The sequence below is a fragment of the Kitasatospora purpeofusca genome, assembly GCF_000718025.1.
GTDB classification, from domain to species: Bacteria; Actinomycetota; Actinomycetes; order Streptomycetales; family Streptomycetaceae; genus Kitasatospora; species Kitasatospora purpeofusca.
Window position 1 is genome coordinate 368,192 of record NZ_JODS01000002.1, and the last position, 19,859, is coordinate 388,050.

General features: G+C 74.3%; 19 protein-coding genes. 7 read left to right on the forward strand and 12 right to left on the reverse strand.

Annotated elements, in window-relative coordinates; all coding sequences use genetic code 11:
• Positions 1–54: 54 nt before the first annotated feature.
• The 6 genes from IF01_RS0104695 to IF01_RS0104720 form a co-directional block, all read right to left on the reverse strand.
• Complete coding sequence (locus IF01_RS0104695) at positions 55–552, reverse strand: hypothetical protein (RefSeq protein ID WP_030391970.1); 498 nt, start codon at positions 550–552, stop codon at positions 55–57.
• Entirely contained in the window at positions 549–938 is a 390-nt protein-coding gene (locus tag IF01_RS0104700; protein ID WP_030391971.1) for a hypothetical protein, read from the reverse strand. The genes IF01_RS0104695 and IF01_RS0104700 overlap by 4 nt, the downstream gene beginning before the upstream one ends.
• Positions 935–2,494 (reverse strand): hypothetical protein, encoded by a 1,560-nt coding sequence (locus tag IF01_RS0104705; RefSeq protein ID WP_030391972.1) that lies wholly within the window; start codon positions 2,492–2,494, stop codon positions 935–937. Before IF01_RS0104705 ends, IF01_RS0104700 begins: the two co-directional genes overlap by 4 nt.
• Complete coding sequence (locus IF01_RS0104710) at positions 2,491–2,871, reverse strand: type VII secretion target (RefSeq protein WP_078879666.1); 381 nt, start codon at positions 2,869–2,871, stop codon at positions 2,491–2,493. Before IF01_RS0104710 ends, IF01_RS0104705 begins: the two co-directional genes overlap by 4 nt.
• 242 nt (positions 2,872–3,113) lie before the next feature.
• Positions 3,114–4,187 carry an ABC transporter substrate-binding protein gene (locus IF01_RS0104715; protein ID WP_051754918.1) on the reverse strand — a complete coding sequence of 358 codons (1,074 nt, stop codon included), beginning with the start codon at positions 4,185–4,187 and terminating at the stop codon, positions 3,114–3,116.
• Between the two features lie 80 nt (positions 4,188–4,267).
• On the reverse strand, positions 4,268–5,044 hold the full coding sequence (locus tag IF01_RS0104720) for a MerR family transcriptional regulator (protein WP_037779046.1): 777 nt from the start codon (positions 5,042–5,044) through the stop codon (positions 4,268–4,270).
• Positions 5,045–5,368: 324 nt separating this feature from the next.
• Between IF01_RS0104720 and IF01_RS0104725 the strand changes: the two genes are divergently transcribed.
• From IF01_RS0104725 to IF01_RS0104735, 3 genes are read left to right on the forward strand one after another with little or no spacing between them, the layout of a single operon-like run.
• Complete coding sequence (locus IF01_RS0104725; RefSeq protein ID WP_051740188.1) at positions 5,369–6,952, forward strand: flavin-containing monooxygenase; 1,584 nt, start codon at positions 5,369–5,371, stop codon at positions 6,950–6,952.
• A complete protein-coding gene (locus tag IF01_RS0104730) occupies positions 6,949–7,974 on the forward strand; it encodes an alpha/beta fold hydrolase (RefSeq protein ID WP_030391977.1) in 1,026 nt (341 codons plus the stop codon). The genes IF01_RS0104725 and IF01_RS0104730 overlap by 4 nt, the downstream gene beginning before the upstream one ends.
• Complete coding sequence (locus tag IF01_RS0104735) at positions 7,971–8,882, forward strand: SDR family oxidoreductase (protein WP_030391978.1); 912 nt, start codon at positions 7,971–7,973, stop codon at positions 8,880–8,882. The genes IF01_RS0104730 and IF01_RS0104735 overlap by 4 nt, the downstream gene beginning before the upstream one ends.
• An 88-nt stretch (positions 8,883–8,970) precedes the next feature.
• Here IF01_RS0104735 and IF01_RS0104740 read toward each other — a convergent pair whose 3' ends face one another.
• From IF01_RS0104740 to IF01_RS0104755, 4 genes are all read right to left on the reverse strand, one after another.
• A complete protein-coding gene (locus IF01_RS0104740; protein ID WP_051754919.1) occupies positions 8,971–10,092 on the reverse strand; it encodes a serine hydrolase domain-containing protein in 1,122 nt (373 codons plus the stop codon).
• A 7-nt stretch (positions 10,093–10,099) separates the two neighbouring features.
• On the reverse strand, positions 10,100–11,038 hold the full coding sequence (locus IF01_RS0104745) for a DUF6895 family protein (RefSeq protein ID WP_030391980.1): 939 nt from the start codon (positions 11,036–11,038) through the stop codon (positions 10,100–10,102).
• Positions 11,035–11,856 (reverse strand): hypothetical protein, encoded by an 822-nt coding sequence (locus IF01_RS0104750; RefSeq protein ID WP_037778893.1) that lies wholly within the window; start codon positions 11,854–11,856, stop codon positions 11,035–11,037. The genes IF01_RS0104745 and IF01_RS0104750 overlap by 4 nt, the downstream gene beginning before the upstream one ends.
• 186 nt (positions 11,857–12,042) lie before the next feature.
• Positions 12,043–12,240, reverse strand: coding sequence for a hypothetical protein (locus IF01_RS0104755; protein ID WP_030391982.1), 198 nt, complete (start codon positions 12,238–12,240; stop codon positions 12,043–12,045).
• Positions 12,241–12,416: 176 nt separating this feature from the next.
• Between IF01_RS0104755 and IF01_RS0104760 the strand changes: the two genes are divergently transcribed.
• Entirely contained in the window at positions 12,417–13,190 is a 774-nt protein-coding gene (locus IF01_RS0104760; protein ID WP_030391983.1) for an SDR family NAD(P)-dependent oxidoreductase, read from the forward strand.
• 195 nt (positions 13,191–13,385) lie between these two features.
• Positions 13,386–15,200, forward strand: coding sequence for an ABC transporter ATP-binding protein (locus IF01_RS0104765; protein ID WP_030391984.1), 1,815 nt, complete (start codon positions 13,386–13,388; stop codon positions 15,198–15,200).
• A gap of 64 nt (positions 15,201–15,264) precedes the next feature.
• On the opposite strand, the gene IF01_RS0104770 is transcribed toward IF01_RS0104765, so the two are convergent.
• Entirely contained in the window at positions 15,265–15,933 is a 669-nt protein-coding gene (locus tag IF01_RS0104770) for a lysophospholipid acyltransferase family protein (protein WP_030391985.1), read from the reverse strand.
• A gap of 216 nt (positions 15,934–16,149) precedes the next feature.
• Here IF01_RS0104770 and IF01_RS0104775 point away from each other — a divergent pair, with 216 nt between their 5' ends.
• A complete protein-coding gene (locus tag IF01_RS0104775; RefSeq protein WP_030391986.1) occupies positions 16,150–16,362 on the forward strand; it encodes an EF-hand domain-containing protein in 213 nt (70 codons plus the stop codon).
• Between the two features lie 168 nt (positions 16,363–16,530).
• On the opposite strand, the gene IF01_RS0104780 is transcribed toward IF01_RS0104775, so the two are convergent.
• On the reverse strand, positions 16,531–18,750 hold the full coding sequence (locus IF01_RS0104780) for a bifunctional glycosyltransferase/CDP-glycerol:glycerophosphate glycerophosphotransferase (protein ID WP_030391987.1): 2,220 nt from the start codon (positions 18,748–18,750) through the stop codon (positions 16,531–16,533).
• A 702-nt stretch (positions 18,751–19,452) separates the two neighbouring features.
• On the opposite strand from IF01_RS0104780, the gene IF01_RS0104785 reads away from it, so the two are divergent.
• On the forward strand, positions 19,453–19,722 hold the full coding sequence (locus tag IF01_RS0104785; protein ID WP_030391988.1) for a hypothetical protein: 270 nt from the start codon (positions 19,453–19,455) through the stop codon (positions 19,720–19,722).
• Positions 19,723–19,859: the final 137 nt, after the last annotated feature.

A 19,859-nucleotide genomic window follows, 5' to 3' on the forward strand; every position in this document is an offset into this window, starting at 1 on the left:
GCTCACGGCACCTGCTTTCCGGGCCGCGAGGGTCCGCCGGTCGCAAGGTGCCCGTCAGCCGACGGTGACCCGGACCTCCTTGCTGGCCAGCGTCCGGCAGGAGGCCGGGTTCTGCACCTCCTTGCAGCTCGCGAAGTCGACATACCGCCAAGTGAGGGTGGTGCTCCCGGCGGCGGTGGCGGTCCAGCTCTGGCGGACGGTGTGGCCGCAGCCGGCGGTGTTCGGCGCGCAGGTGCTCTGCTTGCTGTCGGCGTCCCGGCGCAGCGGGCCGGTGTCGCCCGGGTCGACGAGCCGCCAGCCGTGCGGCAGCGGCGCGACCCGCACGTCCATGCCGAACGTCCGGCCGACGGCGAGGTGCACGTCGCTCGGCTCGAAGGCGGGCTGCTTGCCGCCGGCCACCGCCTCCGCGTCGAGGTCGGCGGGCAGGGCCAGCAGCGCGGCGGGGGGTCCGCCGCCGGAGCCGCCCGAGCCGCCGGACGAGCACCCGCTCAGCGCCGCCAGCCCGGTGGCGAGGACGGCGGCTACGGCGGTGGGGACCGTTCGAACCCTCATGCCGCACCGCCCGCCCGGGCGTCCCGGCGCAGTTCGAGCAGCGCGGCGACCTCGGCCAGCCAGCGCGCGAACAGGTGCTCGCGCCCCACGTCCGCCCCGGTCGCCGCCGCGGCCTGCAGCCAGCTGCGGACGAGCGCCGTGCCGGACTCGCCGATCACCGGCTCGGGCAGCGCGAGCGCGGCCGCGAAGCCGCCCGCCCGCACGTGCCGGGCCAGGAAGCCCAGGGGGTACGGGCCGATGCCCGCGGCCTCGGCGCGGTGCGCGGCGGCGATGGCCGCCTCGGTGAACAGGGCCTGGCGCGGCCCGCCGGCCAGCAGCAGACCGCGGGTGACGGCGGCGGGCACGTCGAGGTCCGCCAGCTCGGCATCGGACCGGACGGTGGTCATTTCGGCAGCTCCAGGGCGGTCGACTGGTTGAGCGGGTGGTCGCCGGGGGTGAGTCCGCCGAGCTGGCTGTTGACGAACTGCTCCTCCGTCACCCAGGAGGTGAAGCCCCACGGGTTGTAGATCTGGAGCTTGTCGCCGTCCCGGCCGATGATCATCATCTGGTGGCCGGAGTCCTCGTTGCGCACGGTGATCGGCACCGGCAGGCCCTCGTCGACGGACTTCTCGATCCGGGTCACCGCGGCGCGCCGGTCCTCGTCGCTCTTCAGCTCGACGTGCTCGTAGTCGGCCCCGGTGGCCCGGCCGAGGTCCTTGTCGGCCAGGTAGGTCTGGGCCGTGGCGCCGAGCCCGGCGTCCACCTGCGGGTAGACCTTCTTGTTGCCGTCGGCCCGCTGGCCGTCCTTGTACTCGCCGAGGTAGGCGTCCTGGAGGCGCTGCCCGAAGTTCTCCGGCGAGTCGGCGCCGGGGGTGTCGGGTGTGCCGCCGGTGGTCAGCTGGAACATCAGCAGCGGGTCCAGCTTGGCCTGCGCGATGACGGTGGAGGCGGCGACGCAGTCGCTGACGTTGCGCTGCGAGTAGACGCCGTAGCCGTCGATGCTGACCGGCTGCCCCTGGTAGGTGACGTCGAGGTTGTCGGAGGACTCGCGCCGGGTGTCGTCGGTGGAGGTGGCCGGTACGAGGTGCTGGGCCAGCCAGGCCGGGTCGTCGCCGTGCGGGTGGATCTGCGCGTCGAACCGCTGGATGTCCGCCACCGAGTGCCCGGCCGCCAGCGCCTTCCACAGGTAGGCGGACTCCTCGGGGGACTTGGCGCCGGAGAGCAGCGCGCGGAACGCCGCCTGGTCGGCGCCGGTCATCACCCCGAGCACCTGGTTCGCCCGGTCGAGCTGGTTGGGGGTGAGGATGTAGTCGCCGTCCTCGCCCGCGCCGGGGTTCTTCTCGGTGGCCAGCACCACCGCCGCCAGCGGGTCGATCGAACCGTCACCGGCCCGCGCCGCGCGGGCCTTGGCGGCGAGCTGGTTGAGCTTGCCGGCGGTGCCGGTGCCGCAGCTCTCGGCCCGCCGCGCGGCGGCCAGCCGGGCGTCGACGCCGGCCAGCGCCGTCTCGCGGGCGCCCTGGTCGAAGCCGGTCGGGTCGTGCCGGGCGCGTTCGCCGGCGTCGTGCAGCTGCTGGCGGCCCTGGGCGTCGGTGGACTTCGCCCACTGCAGGTCGTTGGCCCAGGCGTCGAGCACCTTGGCGGCCTCGGCGAGGGTGTCCTTGGAGGTCGTGGTCTCCGCCGACATCGCGTGCACAGCCTGGGTCGCGTGCTCGGCGACCGAGCCCGTCCACACCGAGGGCAGCTGGTTGGCCGCCACCCCGGACAGGTCGGTGGTGGCCTTGGCGAAGGAGGCCGCCGCCTTCGAGTAGTCCTGCGCCCGGGCGCGGACCGCCGCCGGGTCGCCGACCGGCTCCGGGACGGCGAGCGCCTCCTCGATGCCCTGCACCAGGTGCAGGTTCGGCAGCATGAACGTGAACTGCTCGATGCTGTGCCGCGCGTGCTCCAGATCCTTGACCTTGCTCACCGGCCGCCGCCGGCGGGCACCAGGCCGGAGGCGACGGCGTGCTCGGTGTTGCGGTAGTTCGCCGTGGTGGTGGCCATCTTCTGGGACAGCTCCTCCAGCGCGCGCTGGGTCACGCCGATCTCCTTCGACCAGGCGCTGTCGAAGGAGGACCAGGCGCGGTCCACGCCGAACTCGCCGAAGGCGGTGGACGCGTAGCAGACCGAGCCCGCGTACGCGGTCTTGGCCTCGGCGATGTCGGTCGCCGTCCGGCCCAGCTGCTCGGCGACGCCGTTCAGGCCCGCCACATTGACGCGGTATCCGTCCGGGCCGGCCGATCCGCCCGGCCCGGAGCCGTTGACGGTGCCGCCGGCGGCGCCGGGCACTGTTCCGTCGCTCATGTTCGTCGTTCCCCCCGTGCTGCGGGCCGTCCGCCGGCCCGGGTCGGTCGGCGCCGCAGTGGTCCGCGCGGCAGCCGAGCGGCGAGCCTAGCGCCTGCCGTCGGCCGGGGGCCGCGCGCGTCCGGCCGCCCGCCCCGGCCGCGCGATTTCTTCACGCGGGGAGCGCGCGGGCTCCGCTTCGGGCCGTCCGTCCTTGGGACGCTCTTGGGGTTCGGCGTCCGGGCGGACCGAGTCGGCAGGGGTCAGCCGACGAGGTCGCGCCGCATTCGGTCGAGGATCAGGCCCGCGCCGGTGTAACCGATGCCGAGCATCCAGAGGTTGTCGTCGACCTGGTGGACCCTGCCGTTGCGCACGGCGTCGAGCCCGTTCCACAGGGTGCCGCCGACGATCCTGGCGTGGTCGGACTTCGCCGGGTCGCCGTAGACCGAGTAGAAGATGACGTCGGCCGCGGCCTGGTCGACCTGCTCGGGGCTGATCTCCAGCGCGAAGCCGGACTTGTTCTGGTTGGCCGGGCGGCCGAGGCCGAGGTCGGTGAGGATCGAGCCGACGAAGGTGTCGTTGAGGTACAGGCGGGTCGGCGCCCCGGCGACGAAGCGGGCCATCCCGACCTTGAGCGCCGCCGCTTTCTCCGGCCCGCCGAGCGCCGCGACCAGCTCGGCGGCCTTCGCCCGGTACGCCTGCTCGGCGGCCGCCGCCTCCGGCTGACGCCCCAGCGCCTCGGCGTGCAGCCGGACGTTCTCCTTCCAGGCCGGGCCGGTGGTCCTGCTCAGCACCGTCGGCGCGATCTTGGACAGCTCGTCGTAGCGCTTGTCGTCGCGGACCTGGCTGCCGAGGACGAGGTCGGGGCGGAGTCCGGCGATCACCTCCGGCTGGGGCGAGCCGATGACGCCCACGGCCTTGACGCCGGTGAGGCGTTCGGCGGGCAGGTAGGCGGAGAGCGGCGCGCCGGCGGCGACGGTGGTGGCGCCGACCGGGGTGACGCCCAGGGTGACGGCGGAGTCGAGGGCGTCGGTGTCCAGGACGACCACCCGGGCGGCCCGCGGCGGGACGGTGCTCTCGCCGCGGGCGTGCCGCACCACGCGAGGGGTTCCCGTCGCGCCGGTGGTTCCCGTCGTACCGCCGGTGGTTCCCGAAGTGCCGGTCGCTCCCGTCGGGCCCGACCCGTCGGCCGCGGCCGGGCCGTCGGACCCGCAGGCGGTGAGCGCCGCGCCGGCGGCCAGCCCGGCGGCCAGCGCGAACAGCCCGCGACGGGTCGGGGCGAGGCGGGCGGGGGCGGGGCCGGGGAGCGAACGGCGGTGGGCGGGGGCGTCGGGCATCGGGCGACTCCGTTCGGGCGGCAGACGGCGAGGCGGCTGATCCCTGCCCGGTGGCACGGATCGTTACGCCTGCGCGACCGTCAGTCGCCCTCCCGGTGCTCCAGGCGCTGCCGCAGCAGTTCGTCGTACTCGGCGTGCACCCGGCGGTCCATGGCCAGGGCGAACTGGGCGTCGGTGACCGTACGGGCGAGCGGGCGGATCCGCAGGATCTGCTCCGTCAGCCGGGCGGCCTCGCCGGGCGGCAGCGGGGTCTCGGCGGACAGTGCGCCGAGCACGTGCTCGCGCACCAGGGCGGTGAAGATCTCGGCTATCGCCGCCACGTGCTCCTGGGTCCGCCGGCTCGCCGCCAGTACCACCGACAGCGGTACGCCCTCCGCCACCAGCGCCGTGGTGGCGTCCATCAGCCGGCGGCTGACGTGGGTGATCCCGTCCTCCTCGACCGTGATGAAGCCCTGGTCGATGGACTCGGCGGTGTTCTCCTCGGTGAGCTGGTCGCCGAAGGCCGTCTTCAGCTCGTCCCAGTCGAGATGGACCGCGGTCTCGTCGGACCAGGGCGCGACGAGCGCCGCCTCCAGGCCGATGAGGTCGGCGACGTCCCGCCCGCTCTCGCCGGCACGGATCAGTTCGGTGATGCCGCCGAGGGTGTGGCCGCGTTCCAGCAACTCGGCGATCATCCGCAGCCGGGACAGGTGGGACTCCCCGTACCAGGCGATCCGTCCCTCCCTGCGGGGCGGCTGGAGCAGCTTCCGCTCGCGGTAGAAGCGCAGGGTGCGGGTGGTGATCCCGGCCGCTTCGGCCAGCTCCTCCACCCGGAACTCGCGTTGTCCGACCTCGGGGGCGGCTTCGACCTTGTCCACGGCGCTCAGCATAGGGCGGGCGCTGCTCCGATCGGAGCGGTCGGGCTTCTTCCATCAAGTGTCAACAAGGGCTACCCTGCCAACCGTGCCAGTGATTGCTGGCACGGTTGGCGTGATCCGCGCCGCGCCGAGCAGCGGCGACGTGCGCCCCACGGTCCCCCACCCTCAGGAGGACGCCGCATGGCATCCAGCACCAAGCGCCCCCGCCCCCGAGCCGCCGAGGCGTCCGCCCAGGACCGGTCGCGCACCGCGCCCGGGGCCGTGGAGCCGGGAGCCGTCGAGTCGGAGGCAGCCGACTCGGGAGCCGTCGAGTCGGAGGCAGTCGTGGCCGAGGCCGAAGCCGTCGAGCCGGAAGCGGTCCCGCACGTCCGGGTCGCCGTCATCGGCTCCGGCTTCGGCGGCCTCGGCGCCGGCGTCCGGCTGCGCCGCGCCGGCATCACCGACTTCGTCGTCCTGGAGCGCGCCGACTCGGTCGGCGGCACCTGGCGCGACAACAGCTACCCCGGCTGCGCCTGCGACGTGCCCTCGCACCTCTACTCCTTCTCCTTCGCCCCCAACCCGGACTGGCCGCGCAGCTTCTCCGGCCAGCCGGACATCCGCGCCTACCTGGAGAAGGTCGCCGACGTCTTCGGCCTCCGCCCCCACCTGCGCTTCAACACCGAGGTCACCGAAGCCCGTTGGGACGTCGAGCGGACCCGCTGGCAGATCACCACGACGGCCGGCCGCTGGACCGCCGACGCCGTGGTGGCCGCCGCCGGACCGCTCGCGGACCCGCAGATCCCCGAGCTGCCGGGCCTGGACTCCTTCCCCGGCAAGGTGTTCCACTCCTCCCGCTGGGACCACGACTTCCCGCTCGCGGGCAAGCGCGTGGCGATGGTCGGCACCGGGGCCTCCGCCGCCCAGATCGTCCCGGCGATCCAGCCGCAGGTGGGGAAGCTGACGGTGTTCCAGCGGACCCCGGCCTGGGTCCTGCCGCGCCGGGACCGGGCCATCACCGAGCTGGAGAAGCGGCTGCACGGCCGCTTCCCGATCACCGCGAAGGCCCGCCGGGGCACCCTGTTCGCCCTGCGCGAGCTCCAGGTGGACGCGTTCGTCCGGCGGCCCGGCCTGCTCAAGCTGGTCCAGCGCCTCGCCGAACGCCACCTCGCCGACGGCGTCGCCGACCCGGCCCTGCGGGCCAAGCTCACCCCGGACTACCGGATCGGCTGCAAGCGGATCCTGCTCAGCAACACCTACTACCCGGCGCTCGCCGCCGCCAACACCGAGGTCGTCCCGGCCGGACTGCGCGAGGTGCGCGGCTCGACCCTGGTCGCCGCCGACGGCAGCGAGCACGAGGTGGACGCGATCGTCTTCGGCACCGGCTTCCACGTCACCGACATGCCGATGGGCTCCCGGGTGTTCGGGGCCGACGGCACGAGCTTCGCCGAGAAGTGGAAGGAGGGCATGGAGGCCCTGCGGGGGTCCACCGTGCACGGCTTCCCGAACTTCTTCTTCGTCATCGGCCCCAACACCGGGCTCGGCAACAGCTCGATGATCCTGATGATCGAGTCCCAGCTCAACTACCTGATCGACGCGCTGACCAAGCTCGACGAGATCGGCGCGACCGCGATGCAGCCCACCGCCCGGGCGCAGCGGCGCTGGAACCTCGAACTCCAGCACCGGATGGACCGCACGGTCTGGAGCACCGGCGGCTGCCGCAGCTGGTACCTGGACAAGAGCGGCAAGAACACCGTGCTCTGGCCCGGGTCGACCACCTCGTTCCGCCGTGCCACCCGCAAGGTGGACCTCACCGAGTACGAGCTGATCCTGCGCTCCGACGACCGGGCCGCGCCGCCCGCACTGTCCGCGTCGTCCGCCCGGGCCGCGTCGTCCGCGGCCGCCACCGGGACCGAGGAGGTCATGGCATGAGCCGTCGTCCGATCCCCGCCGACTGTCTCCAGCCGGTGCCCGCCGAGGAGTTGGCCGTCCGCTCGGCCGACGGCACCCGGCTGCACGTCGAGGTCCACGGACAGCCGGGGGCGCCCACCGTCGTGCTCGCGCACGGCTGGACCTGCACGACCCACTTCTGGGCGCCGGTGATCCACCGGCTCGCCGACCGCTACCGGGTGGTGGTCTACGACCAGCGCGGCCACGGCCGGAGCGAGATCCCGTCGAGCCGGGCCCGCTACTCCACCCGCGCGCTGGCCGAGGACCTCGCCGCCGTGCTCACCCGGGTGGTCCCGGAGGGCGAGCGGGCGGTCCTGGCCGGGCACAGCATGGGCGGCATGACCATCATGGCGGGCGCCGCCCGCCCCGAGGTCGCCGAGCGGGCGGCGGCCGCCGTCCTGATCTCCACCGGGCCGTCCGACCTCCTCACCGAGGTGCGGATCGTCCCGGACGCCGTGCGCCCGCCGGCGCTGCGCCGCTTCCTGCACCGGCAGGTGCTGCGGTCCCGGCTGCCGCTCGGACCGGTCGGTCCGGTCAGCCGGGCCGGGCTCAAGTACGCGATCATGGGCGCGGACGCGCCCGCCGAGCGCACCGAGGTGGCCGTCCGGATGGCGCACGCCTGCCGCACCGGCGTCCGCGCCAACTGGGCAGGGGTGCTGGACCGGCTGGACGTCCGCCCCGGGCTGGCCCGCCTCGCCGCGCCGACGGCGGTCGTGGTCGGCGCCGAGGACCGGCTCACCCCGCCGGTGCACGCCCACCGCATGGTCGCGGCGCTCGCCGACCCGCAGGGGCTGCTCCTGCTGCCCGGGGTCGGCCACATGGCGCCGCTGGAGCGGCCGGCCGAGATCGCCGCCGAGATCGACCGGATGGCGACCGCCCACCTCCCGGCGCGCCCCGTCGCCGACTCCGCGGACTCCGCGGCCTCCGCCGGGTCCGAGGCCACCGCCGGTACCGACCTGCCCGCCGCCGCCACCGCCGACCCCGAGAGGACCGCCGTCGCATGACCGCCACCCCACCGCTCTCCGCCCAGGTCGCCGTCGTCACCGGAGCCGCGCGCGGCGTCGGCGCCGCCCTGGCCCGCAACCTCGCCCGGCGCGGCGCCAAGGTCGCGCTGGTCGGCCTGGAGCCGGAGGAGCTGAAGGCCGTCGCCGCGCAGTGCGGCCCGGACGCCACCGCCTGGGAGGCGGACGTCACCGACGTCGAGACGCTCACCGGGCTCGCCGAGCGGATCAAGGCGCACTACGGCCGGATCGACACCGTCGTCGCCAACGCCGGCATCGCCCTCGGCGGTCCGCTGCTGGACAGCGACCACCGGGCGTTCAGCCGGGTGATCGAGGTCAACCTGCTCGGCAGCGTGGCCACCGCCCGGGCCTTCCTGCCCGTCCTCGCCGAGAGCCGCGGCTACCTTCTGCAGATCGCCTCGCTGGCCGCGCTGACCCCGGCTCCGCTGATGAGCGCCTACTGCGCGAGCAAGTCCGGCGTCGAGGCGTTCGCCCACGCGATCCGGGCCGAGGTGGCCCACCAGGGCGTCAAGGTCGGTGTCGGGTACCTGAGTTGGACCGACACCGACATGGTGCGCGGGGCCGACGAGGACACCGTGCTCAAGCAGATGCGCTCCCGGCTGCCGTGGCCGGCCAACAAGACCTATCCGCTGGAACCGGCGGTGGACCGCCTCGCCGCCGGGATCGCCCGGCGCTCCGCCCACGTCTACGCCCAGGCGTGGCTGCGCGGGATGCAGCCGGTCCGCTGGGCCCTGCCGTCGCTGATCGCCGCGGTCGGGTCGCGCGACGTGGCCAAGCTGGCGCCCCAGCTCGCCGCCACCGCCGCCTCCCGCCTCCGGCCGGTCGGCGCCGGCGGCGCGGCCGACAGCGCCGCCCGGTCCGAGCGGTCCGAGCGGTCCGACCGGGACTGACAGCAGGGCCCGCGCCGGCCGGTGGCGGCCCGACGACGGCCGGTGGATCTCCCGGATCCACCGGCCGTCCGTCGTGAACCGTCGGCCGTCAGCCGCTTCCCGGGGTCTCTCCCTCCGGCCGGGCGAGCCGCTTGAAGGTGTCGTAGGCGGTCTGGGTGAAGCAGGACCGCACCGTGGGCCCGGTGTTGGTGAGCGCGGCGACGGCGGTGGCGGTCTGCGGGCAGAAGCCGACGAACGCCGTGAAGCCGCGCGTCCCGCCGGAGTGGAAGAACAGGTCGCGGTCGTCCGGGGCGCGCCGGTGGTTCCAGACCAGGCAGATCTCGTCGCCGGAACGCGGCAGCCGCAACCGGGGTCGCTGCACCTCTCGCAGCGCGGTGCCGAGCGGGCCGCCGTCCGGCTCCAGGTGGGCGCGCAGGAAGCGCAGCAGGTCCGCGCCCCCTGCCCGGACGGCTCCCGCGCCCGGGAGGGCGGGGATCCGCCACGGTGGGAGCGGCCGCCCCAGGTGGTGGCCGGTCGCGAGGTGCGGCGCGTCGGGGGAGCAGCTGAGGGTCGCCAGTCCGAGCGGGCGGCCGATCCGCTCGTCGAGCAGCCCGGCGTAGTCGGGGCCGCCGCCCGCCTCGGCGAGCAGCCAGCCGAGCAGTCCCACACCGTAGTTGGAGTACCAGTACACCTCACCGGGCGGGTGGCGCACGGTGGTTCGGGCCAGCGCCGCCCAGAACCGCTGCTCGTCGTAGCCGGCGTAGGGGTTGCGGTTCCAGGAGGGGACGGCGCTCGCCAGCAGGCCCGGCGGCAGCCCGGGCAGGCCGGAGGTGTGGGTGGCCAGGTGGATCAGCCGGATCGGTCCGCCGCGCCGGACGTCCGGCGGCCGGCGTCCGGCCGGGAGGTGGCGCTGCACCGGGTCGTCCGGGGCGACCTCGCCGCGCGCCGCCAGCTCGGCCAGCAGCAGGGCGGTGAAGGTCTTGGTGACGGAGCCGAGTTCGTAGCCGGTGTCGGGTGTGCACGGCCCGCCGTCCCGGGCGGTCCGCCCGTGGCAGTGGACGGCGGAGCGCCCGCCGCGCGCCACCGCCAGGGTCACGGCGGTGGCGTGCGGTCCGGCGGCGAGCACGAGTCCGGCGAACTCCTCCGCGCCGGGAGCCCCGGCATCGGTGCCCGCGACTCCCTCGATTCCCGCGGCGCCCGCCGCTCCCGCCCCCGCCACCGTCGTGCTCATCGCGCCCTCAAGCCGGGACCGCCGCGCCGCCGAGCGCGCGGGAGAGCGTGACGGTGCCCGCGACCACCGCGACCACGGCCGTGTGCTCGTGGTCCCGGAACGCCTGCTCGGGGTCGTCCGAGACGGGCTCCGCGCTCTCCCGGGGGATCAGTCCGTCCTCGCGCTGGATGGCCGCGAGTGCCTCCCAGCCCTGGGCGCCGGTGACCGGCTCCCCGATGCAGGAGTCCACCACCAGCAGCTCGCCGACCAGGTCCCACTGGCCGACCTCCAGCCAGGTGTCGACCCAGACCGGCAGCCAGTTGCGGACGTAGTCGCGCATCGGCTCGGGCATGCTCTCCGGCTGCGCGCCCCAGTCGGTGAGGTGGAAGACGGCGTGGGTGATGTGGTAGCCGGTCAGCCAGTCGATCGCCCACGGCTCGGGGGTGGCGCCGAGCCAGGTCCTGGCGGTGAGCTCGGGCCAGTCGTCGGGCTGGTTGCGCAGCCCGATCACCCGGCGCGCGTTGGCGAGGGCCAGCCGCCGGTTGGGCATCATCTCGATGGCCTGGATCCCGCGCACCTTGGCGAGCGATTCGAGCAGCTCCTCCAGCGCCGGGTGCCGGTAGCCGGACCGGGCGAAGTGGACGTAGGTCTCCAGCGGGTCGGTCATCACCGGGTAGCGCAGCAGCCGCTCGTACAGGAGGTTGCCCTCGCGCAGCTGGGACCAGCCGAAGTCCAGCAGCTCGCGGGCGATCCGGGCGTCCTCCGGGCCGGTGACGCCGTCGCGCAGGACCAGCGAGGCGGCGAGCGCGGACTCGGCGAGCGGCTTGTAGGCGTTGTTGGGATCGGCGAGGTCGATGGTGACGTCGTCGGGCAGCCGGCCGAAGCCGCGTTCGTGGCAGGTGTGCAGCCAGGACATCGCCCGGGAGCCCAACTGCTGGGCGGTGGCGAGGATCCGGTGGTCGGTCATGACACCCCTCCGGTCAGCAGGCGCTCCGCGACGGCGAGTTCGAGCGCGGTTCGGGCGCTGCCGTCGCCGACGGTGCGGATCCGCTCCAGCATGGGTTCGACCTCCAGCGGCAGTTCCCGCCCGTCGGCGGCGAGCCAGGCGAGCCAGCGGGTCAGGCGGGCGGCGACGCGCTGGTCGCAGCGCAGGACGGAGCGGACGGCGCCGCGGGCCAGGGCGAGGCTGTGCTCGCGGGCGGCGTCGTGGACCGGCCCGTCGAGGCCGGGCAGGGCGAGCGCGGAGAGCTGGGCCATCCGCACCGACCAGGCCTGCCAGGCGTACGGCTCCGGGTGCGGGGCGTGGCCGGGCTGCGGCGCGCCCAGGTCGGTGTCCTCGCCGGCGTTCTCGCCCGTCGCCCCGGGGAGCAGGGCGTCGGCGGCGGGCCCGAGTGCGCGGGCCAGCAGGACGGCGGTGCCCCAGTCCCGCCAGGCGGTGACCAGGGCGGCACCGGCGGCCCGTTCCTGGTCCGCGTCGGCAGGGGGGACGGTGGAGGGGGCGGGTGCGGGGAAGGCGGACGGGGGGAAGGCCCGGTGGGCCTCCGCGAGCAGCAGGACGGCCTGCTCGTCGGGCCCGGTCGCGCCCAGCGCCTGCGGTGCGAGGACGTCCGGCCCGAGCACCCGGGCGGCGGCGAGGACCGGACGCGGCACGGGGCCGGTGCCGGGGAAGGCGGGCGCGGGCGCGACCGCACCCCCGGCGCCCCGGAGGGCGTCGAGGGTGTGGCCCGCCAGCCGCTCCACCGCTGCGGCGTATTCGTCGCGGAGTGCGAGATCGGCGGTCGGCATGGTTGCGTGCTTCTCCTTGGAGGTGGGCTTCGCGGTGTTACGGGGCCGCGGCGCGTTCACGTGGCGGCTCCGCCGGGGTCCGGGTCGTTGGCCTGCCGCCCCGGCCGCCGGGCCGGTGGCCGCGGCGGGACCGGAGGGCTGTGGCGCGGTGGGACTCCGCGCGTCGCCCGGCAGCGTCCGTTCCGATTACCGCGTCTTCTCCTTCGGCGGCTTCGGGGACAGCAGCAGCGCGCCTGCCAGCAGCAGCAGCGCGGCGGCTTCCGGACGGTACGTGGGCGCGTCGCTGACGGTCGCCTCGTCCTCCGTGATCAACATGCCGAGTGCGTCGATCTCGCCCTGGGTGGCGAGCGTCGTACGCGTGGTTCGGGTGGTCTGAGCAAGCATCGGGTGCCTCCTCATCGAAGTTCCGCCGCCAGGCCCGGCGGCGCCCCCCTCGAACGACGATACGAGCACGAACGGTCCGGCGCCACCGCAGTACGGTCCGTGACGGTGGTCACGAAGAGACACCGCGCTGCCGCGCAGCGCTGTCGCCGGTACTCGGGAGTAGGTACGGTCGCTGCATGACCACTGCCTTGATCACCGGCGCGACCGCCGGCATCGGAGCCGCCTTCGCCCGCCGCCTCGCGCGGAGCGGCTACGGACTCGTCCTGGTGGCCCGGGACACCGCGCGGCTGGAGGGTTCCGCCGCGGACCTGCGGGGGAAGTTCGGCGTGGAGGTGGAGGTGCTCACCGCCGACCTGGCCACGGACAAGGGGATCGCGGACGTCGAGGCCCGCCTGTCCGACGACGCCCGCCCGGTGGACCTGCTGGTGAACAATGCGGGCTTCGGCAACCGCGGCGCCTTCGCCACCGTTCCGCTGCAGGACGAGCTGGACATGCTGAAGGTGCACGTCGAGGCGGTGCTGCGGCTGACCACGGCCGCCCTGCCGGGGATGCGCGAGCGCGGGCGCGGCGCGGTCGTCAACGTCGCCTCGGTGGCGGCCTTCCTGCCGCGCGGCACCTACGGCGCGAGCAAGGCCTGGGTGGTCAGCTTCACCCAGGGCGTGATGCGGGACCTCGGCGGCACCGGGGTGCGGCTGATGGCGCTCTGCCCGGGCTTCACGCACACCGAGTTCCACGAGCGGGCCGGCATGGGCACCGGGAACATCCCGTCCTGGGGCTGGCTGTCGGCCGAGCGTGTGGTCGAGGAGGCCATGCGCGACCTGGCCCGGGGGCGTTCGGTGTCGGTGCCGAGCAAGCGCTACAAGGCGGCGGTGGCGATCGCGCGGGTGCTGCCCTCCGGCAAGCTCGGCGGCGTCTCCTCCAAGGCGGCCCGGACGTACCGGGCCGACTGAGCCGGTCGGCGTCGCCCCCGGGGCGGGTGCGGCGGTCGGGGGTCCTGAGCAGTACAGCGGAGGCCGTCTCACTATTAGCTTTGCTAACTATGAGCCTCTCTCGTTATGCTGGCGATCGCCCGACCGCCCACCCGCCGCCGGCGTGCGCCCCCGGGCGCCGCGCCCCCGCGGCCTTCCGAGGGAGGCTGCCCCACCGTGCGCCCCGAAGGCATCCAGTGGACCCCGCCCGCCCAGACCGAGAACGACCCGCGCCCGCCGACCCAGTGGCGGCGCATACTCGCGCTGTTCCGCCCCTACCGCGGCCGCCTCGCCCTGGTCGGCCTGCTGGTGGCCGCCTCGGCCGTGGTCTCGGTGACCACGCCGTTCCTGCTCCGCGCAGTGCTGGACACCGCGATCCCGCAGGGCCGCACCGGCCTGCTGACCGTCCTGGTGCTCGGCATGGTCGCCACCGCCGTGGTCAACAGCGTCTTCGGCGTGCTCCAGACGCTGATCTCCACCACCGTCGGTCAGCGGGTCATGCACGACCTGCGCACCGCCGTCTACGGCCACCTCCAGCGGATGTCGCTGGCCTTCTTCACCCGCACCCGCACCGGTGAGGTGCAGTCCCGGATCGCCAACGACATCGGCGGCATGCAGTCCACGGTGACCTCCACCGCCACCTCGCTGGTCTCCAACTTCACCGCCGTGGTCGCCTCGGTGGTCGCCATGGTGGCGCTGGACTGGCGGCTCACCGTCGTCTCCCTGGTGCTCCTGCCGGTCTTCGTCTGGATCAGCCGCCGGGTCGGCAACGAGCGCAAGAAGATCACCGGGGAGCGCCAGAAACAGCTCGCCGCGATGAGCTCGGCGGTCCAGGAGTCGCTGTCGGTCAGCGGCATCCTGCTCGGCCGCACCATGGGCCGCACCGACTCGCTCGCCCGCGAGTTCACCGCCCAGTCCGACCGGCTGGCCGACCTGGAGGTCCGCGCCTCGATGGCCGGCCGCTGGCGGATGAACACCATCCAGATCGTGATGGCCGCGATGCCCGCGGTGATCTACTGGGCGGCCGGCATGACCGCGGCCGGCGGCGCGCCGATCGTCTCGGTCGGCACCCTGGTCGCCTTCGTCTCGCTCCAGCAGGGCCTGTTCCGCCCGACCATCAGCCTGCTGGCCACCGGCGTCGCCGTGCAGACCTCGCTCGCGCTGTTCCAGCGGATCTTCGAGTACCTCGACCTGACCGTGGAGATCGACGAGCCCGAGCACCCCGTCACCCTCGGCGAGATCCGCGGCGAGGTCCGCTTCGAGGGCGTCGACTTCCGCTACGACCCGGAGCAGGAGCGGCCCACCCTCGGCGGCGTCGGGCTGCGGATCCCGGCGGGCGGCTCGCTCGCGGTGGTCGGCGAGACCGGCTCCGGCAAGACCACGCTCAGCTACCTGGTGCCCCGGCTCTACGACGTCACCGGCGGCCGGGTCACCATCGACGGCGTCGACGTCCGCGAACTGTCCTTCGAGACCCTGTCCCGCGCGGTGGGCGTGGTCTCCCAGGAGACCTACCTCTTCCACGCCTCGGTCGCCGACAACCTGCGCTTCGCCAAGCCGGACGCCACCGACGAGGAACTCGTCGCCGCCGCCCGGGCCGCGCGGATCCACGACACCGTCGCCTCGCTGCCGGACGGCTACGACACCCTGGTCGGCGAGCGCGGCTACCGCTTCTCGGGAGGGGAGAAGCAGCGCCTCGCGCTCGCCCGCACCATCCTGCGCAACCCGCCGGTGCTGATCCTCGACGAGGCCACCAGCGCGCTGGACAACAGCACCGAGCGCGCCGTCCAGGAGGCCATCGACACCCTCGCCGTGGGCCGCACCACCATCACCATCGCGCACCGGCTCTCCACCGTGCGCGGGGCCGACCAGATCGCCGTCCTGGAGCGCGGCGAGGTCGCCGAACTCGGCACCCACGAGGAGCTGCTGGCGGCGGACGGCCGGTACGCGGCGCTGCTCCGGCGGGAGGCCCCGGTCGCGGCCGTCGCTCCCTGATCCGGGCGCGGGGCGGGGCCGGGGGAGCGGTCGGCGGGGCTGCGGACAGGGAGCGGAGCCGGCCTCAGGCGGCCTTGGGGACCTCGTTGTACGTCTGCACGAGCTCCTGGCCGGAGAGCTGCTGGATCGCCGCCATCACCTCGTCCGTGACCTGGCGGCGGGCCTTGAGCGAACGCGCCTGGCCGTGCAGCTCGTCGAAGTGCAGCGGCTCCCCGAAGCGGACCGTCACCTTCTTGAGGCGCGGCAGCCGCTTGCCGATCGGGAGGATCTGCTCCGGCCCCTCCAGCGCCACCGGTACCACCGGGACGCCGGCGGTCAGGGCCAGCCAGGCCACGCCGGTCTTGCCGCGGTAGAGGCGGCCGTCCAGCGAGCGGGTGCCCTCGGGGTAGATGCCGAACGCCTTGCCGTCCTCCAGGATCTCCAGCGCCGACTCCAGCGAGGCCTGGGCGGACCGGTAGGTGCCGCGCTCGACCGGCACCGCGCCGATGCCCTGGAAGAAGCCGCGGGACAGCGCGCCCTTGAGGCCGCTGCCGGTGAAGTACTCGGCCTTCGCCAGGAAGTGGACCCGGCGCGGCGCGGTGAGCGGGATGACCACGCTGTCGATGAAGGAGAGGTGGTTGCTGGCGAGGATGACGCCGCCCTTGCGCGGCACGTTCTCCATACCCTCGATGGTGGGCCGCCAGATCCCCCGGGCGAGCGGTTTCAGCACCAGCCTGGTGACGAGATCGAGCATGGTCCCTCCCTGGACGAGCATGCCCGAGAGGTGCCCGGGCCTGGGGTACGACGAGCGGCGTTCGTTTCCCCGGTCGGGCCGGGATGCAGACCCGCAGACTACGACACCCACCCCCGAGCCCGTCCACTCCCGCCCGCAGTGGCGCTCACCACGGGCGGGTAGGGTACCGCCGTCGGAAATGCACATCAGCAGTTGATTCGGTCCCAGGAGGCCCCCATGGCAGACGTCGACGACATTCGCGCGGCGTTCGACAAGTTCGACCGGAACGGCAACGGCCGGATCACCGCCGCCGAGTACGCCCTCGTCGCGCGCGAGCTCGGCGACCTCACCACCTCGGTCGCCGTGGCCGAGGCCATCATCAAGCAGATGGACACCAACCACGACGGCGAGCTGACCTTCGACGAGTTCCTGGCCGCGCGCCAGGGCTGACGAGGCCGGGGCCGACCGGCCCGGACGGGGTCCCGGATCGTCTCCGGGGCCCCGTCCTCGCGTTGGTGCGCCTGTTGTGCCTGTTGTGCCCGTTGTGCCTTGTTTGTGGCCGCCTGTGCCGGTCGCGCCTGTGCCGGTCGCGCCTGTGCTTGTCGCGCCGTCGGGCTCTCAGGCGGTGGTCGGGAACACCCGGCGGACCACGCGCTCCGCCGCCCCGCCGTCGTCCCAGGGGCAGAAGCGCTTGCGGAAGTCGGCCCGCGCCGCCGGCTCCGGGTCACCGGCCAGCAGCGCCGCCGCCAGCCCCTCCGGATCCGTCGTCAGCGCGCCCGGCGGCTGCTCGAACAGGTCGAAGTAGACGCCCCGGTCGCGCTTGTACTCCTCCCAGTCCGGCGCGAAGACCACGATCGGCCGGTCCAGTACGGCGTAGTCGAACATCATCGACGAGTAGTCCGTCACCAGGACGTCGGCCGCCAGGTAGAGGTCCTCCACCGTCGGGTGCGCCGACACGTCCAGGATCTCCGCCGCGTCCTCGTCCGCCGTCAGGTCGCCCGGGCCGCCGGTGTGGAAGTAGTGGGTGCGGACCAGCAGCGTGAACTCCGGCCCCAGCCGCCGGGCCAGCTCCCGCACGTCCAGCAGCGGCACGTAGCCGCCGCGGGCCTCCCGGTGGGTGGGCGCGTACAGCACGGCCGTGCGCCCCGGCGTCAGCCCGAACCGTTCGCGCATCGCCGCCGTCCCCTCCGGCGTCGCGTCGGCCAGCCGGTCGTTGCGCGGGTACCCGGTGTCCAGCATCTCGTAGCGGCCCGGGAAGGCACGGGCGAAGTGCTCGCTGGTGTGCGGGTTGGAGGAGACCAGGAAGTCCCAGCGGTCGATCGCCTCCTGGAGCCGGTCGAAGTCCATCCCGTCGGCGGCCACCGGGTGGTCCCTGAGGTCCATGCCCATCGCCTTCAGCGGCGTGCCGTGCTGGGTCTGGACGTGCACCGTGCCGGGCCGCTTCACCATGGTCCGGGGGAAGTTGACGTTGTTCACGAAGTACTTGGCCGTGGCCATCGTCCTCAGGTACGCCGGGGTGTTGACGATGACGTACGGCACACCGTCCGGCAGCGTCGCCGCCTGGGCGCGGTTCTCCACCACCCAGACCCCGTGGATCCCGGGCGCGAGCTCCTTCGCCTTCTCGTAGATCGCGGCCGGGCTGCACGCGTAGCCCCGGTGCCAGTACGCGGCGTACACCGCCAGGTTCGGGTTCAACGGCATCCGGCGGAAGGTGTTGTACGCGGTGAACCGGGCGCTGCTGCGCACCCCCTTCTTCAGGGCCGGTGCCACCGCCCGCGCCCCGCGCTTGAGTTCGCGCGGCAGCCGGCCGGTGCGGCGCAGTTCCGCGTACGCGCGCCGGGCCCCCCGCGCCGCGAGCCGGTACTGCACGCCGCGCACGCCCCCGGGGAAGCGGTAGCCCGCCGGGCGGTGCCGGGCGAAGTGCTCGGCGATCCGCCGGAAGAACTCCGGCCGCAGCCCGACCGGGACCAGCCCCGGGGTGTCGTAGACGGTGAGCGCCTGCTGCACGGTCCGCTCGAAGACCAGGGTCCGCAGCGTCCCGGGCACGGGGCGGCCTGGCCGGTCGGGCCGGTCGGCCCCGTCCAGGAAGGCGAAGATCGCGTCGTACTGGGCGAAGGCGTCGGCGTGCTTGGCGGAGGCGGTGCTGGTGATCGCCCCGGCCCGGCCGCGCCGGTAGAAGTAGCAGGGGCGGTCGATGTAGCGCAGCCGCTCGGCGGCGAGCAGCGCCGGGTAGGTGACGGAGATGTCCTCGTAGAAGCCGCGGCCGAAGGAGACGCCCAGCCCGAGCAGGAACTCCCGGCGGAACACCTTGTTCCAGACCGACATCACCGTCCTGAACACGGCCGGGTGCTCGGCCAGCGTGGCCCCCTCGACGAGCGGGGACCCGGTCAGCACGTGCCGCCAGGGATTGGGCTCGGTCCCGCCGTCGGGGTAGACGTGGACGAAGTCGGTCAGCAGGACGTCGGCGGGCGCCTCGCCGCGCCGCTCGCGCTCCAGCTCGCCGGTGAGCTCGTCGAGGAGGGCGGTCACCGTGCCCTCGGGCACCCAGTCGTCGCTGTCGACGAACCAGATGTACGTGCCGCGCACCTCGGGGAGGGCGGCGGTGCGGGCGCCGCCGAGGCCCTGGTTCTCGGCGAGGTGGAGGACGCGCAGACGCGGATCGCGGGCCGCGTACTCGTCCAGGATCGCGCCGCTGCGGTCGGGGGAGCGGTCGTCGACCGCGATCACCTCGAAGCGGGACTCGGAGGACGGGGTGTCCGCCAGGAGGGAGTCGAGGCAGCGGGGCAGGAAGCGCTCCACCCCGTGGACGGGGAGCACGATGCTGAGGAGGACTGGCACGCTGGCCGAGTCTACCGAGCGCGGCCGCGGGCGGCGGCGGACGGGGGCGGTGCCGCCGCTGGTGGGCGGGCCGAGGGGTGCGGTGCCGGAGCCGCCGGTGCCGAACCCCGGAGGGGGTGGCACCGGCAGCCTGGTGGCGGCCCGGCCGACCCTCTACGGCCGGCCGCCGGTCCGAGCACCGCCCGAACCTGGCCACCGCAGCGTCGAGGCGGCCTGGCAGTAGGCACGGGGGAGCCGGAATCTTCATCAGTCGAACACGGGGGGCGGTGATGCTCGCGCCCGCGTGGTCGATAGAGATATTGCTTGGAGCCGACCCCCGCGTCAATCCCCCGACTGTGTTCACTTCCTAAACGGATAGTCGTACCTCGTCGGCGGTGGTCCGGGGCCGTCCAGGGGGTGACCGGGAGCCGGCGCCGCGGTGGCCGCCGGGCGGCCACGGCGGGTGAGGGGGCGGTGACCCCGTGCGCCGGGCGTACACCGTCACGGCGGGCGCCGGGTGTGCGACCCGAGGAAGCCGGTGACGTGGCGCCGGTCGTGCACCATCATTGATGCTCAGTCGTGATCGGCCGGGTGGGCCCTGGTGCAGTGTCAGTTGACGCAGCACGGTACGGTTGCAGAACACCAGGACGGTTGCGCGAAGGCCGTCTGTCACGGATAGTCTTCGCCTCACGGCCCTGGCGCCTCGTAGGGGTGGGAAAACTGATGGAACACATGCAAGTGCGGACCCGGCCTCGGGTGCCCGCGATCCAGTGCGGCGTCGGCGCGACCGGCCGCCGGATCGAGCGACACCTGGCTGTGCTCGGCGCGCCCGCACTCCCCGAGGTGGACACCGCGGAGGCGCTCGGGTTGATAAGGGAACTGACGCCGCGCGGCGTCGGTGCCCCGACCGCGCCGCCGCGCCGCCACGCGCGGGTCAAGCTGCTGGCGCCGCTGCGCCGGCTGCGGCGGGGGCTCTTCGGCAGCCGCGGCTGAGCCGACCTTTCGGCACCGGCCCGACGGATCCTGAGGACCGTCGGGCCTTCGGCGTTCCCGCTCCCCGGCCCGAACCGGCGCGAGTGGGTCCTTCGCCGACCCGACTGATCATCCGTGGTCCGTAGCGGTCCACGGAT

Excerpts from the sequence above, each read along its gene's own strand:
- IF01_RS0104770 (WP_030391985.1), bottom strand. The coding sequence starts at position 15,933 with ATGCTCGATCTCGTCACCAGGCTGGTGCTGAAACCGCTCGCCCGGGGG.
- IF01_RS0104730 (WP_030391977.1), top strand. The coding sequence starts at position 6,949 with ATGAGCCGTCGTCCGATCCCCGCCGACTGTCTCCAGCCGGTGCCCGCC.
- IF01_RS0104695 (WP_030391970.1), bottom strand. The coding sequence starts at position 552 with ATGAGGGTTCGAACGGTCCCCACCGCCGTAGCCGCCGTCCTCGCCACC.
- IF01_RS0104700 (WP_030391971.1), bottom strand. The coding sequence starts at position 938 with ATGACCACCGTCCGGTCCGATGCCGAGCTGGCGGACCTCGACGTGCCC.
- IF01_RS0104740 (WP_051754919.1), bottom strand. The coding sequence starts at position 10,092 with ATGAGCACGACGGTGGCGGGGGCGGGAGCGGCGGGCGCCGCGGGAATC.
- IF01_RS0104750 (WP_037778893.1), bottom strand. The coding sequence starts at position 11,856 with ATGCCGACCGCCGATCTCGCACTCCGCGACGAATACGCCGCAGCGGTG.
- IF01_RS0104755 (WP_030391982.1), bottom strand. The coding sequence starts at position 12,240 with ATGCTTGCTCAGACCACCCGAACCACGCGTACGACGCTCGCCACCCAG.
- IF01_RS0104775 (WP_030391986.1), top strand. The coding sequence starts at position 16,150 with ATGGCAGACGTCGACGACATTCGCGCGGCGTTCGACAAGTTCGACCGG.
- IF01_RS0104735 (WP_030391978.1), top strand. The coding sequence starts at position 7,971 with ATGACCGCCACCCCACCGCTCTCCGCCCAGGTCGCCGTCGTCACCGGA.
- IF01_RS0104715 (WP_051754918.1), bottom strand. The coding sequence starts at position 4,187 with ATGCCCGACGCCCCCGCCCACCGCCGTTCGCTCCCCGGCCCCGCCCCC.
- IF01_RS0104785 (WP_030391988.1), top strand. The coding sequence starts at position 19,453 with ATGGAACACATGCAAGTGCGGACCCGGCCTCGGGTGCCCGCGATCCAG.
- IF01_RS0104745 (WP_030391980.1), bottom strand. The coding sequence starts at position 11,038 with ATGACCGACCACCGGATCCTCGCCACCGCCCAGCAGTTGGGCTCCCGG.
- IF01_RS0104760 (WP_030391983.1), top strand. The coding sequence starts at position 12,417 with ATGACCACTGCCTTGATCACCGGCGCGACCGCCGGCATCGGAGCCGCC.
- IF01_RS0104710 (WP_078879666.1), bottom strand. The coding sequence starts at position 2,871 with ATGAGCGACGGAACAGTGCCCGGCGCCGCCGGCGGCACCGTCAACGGC.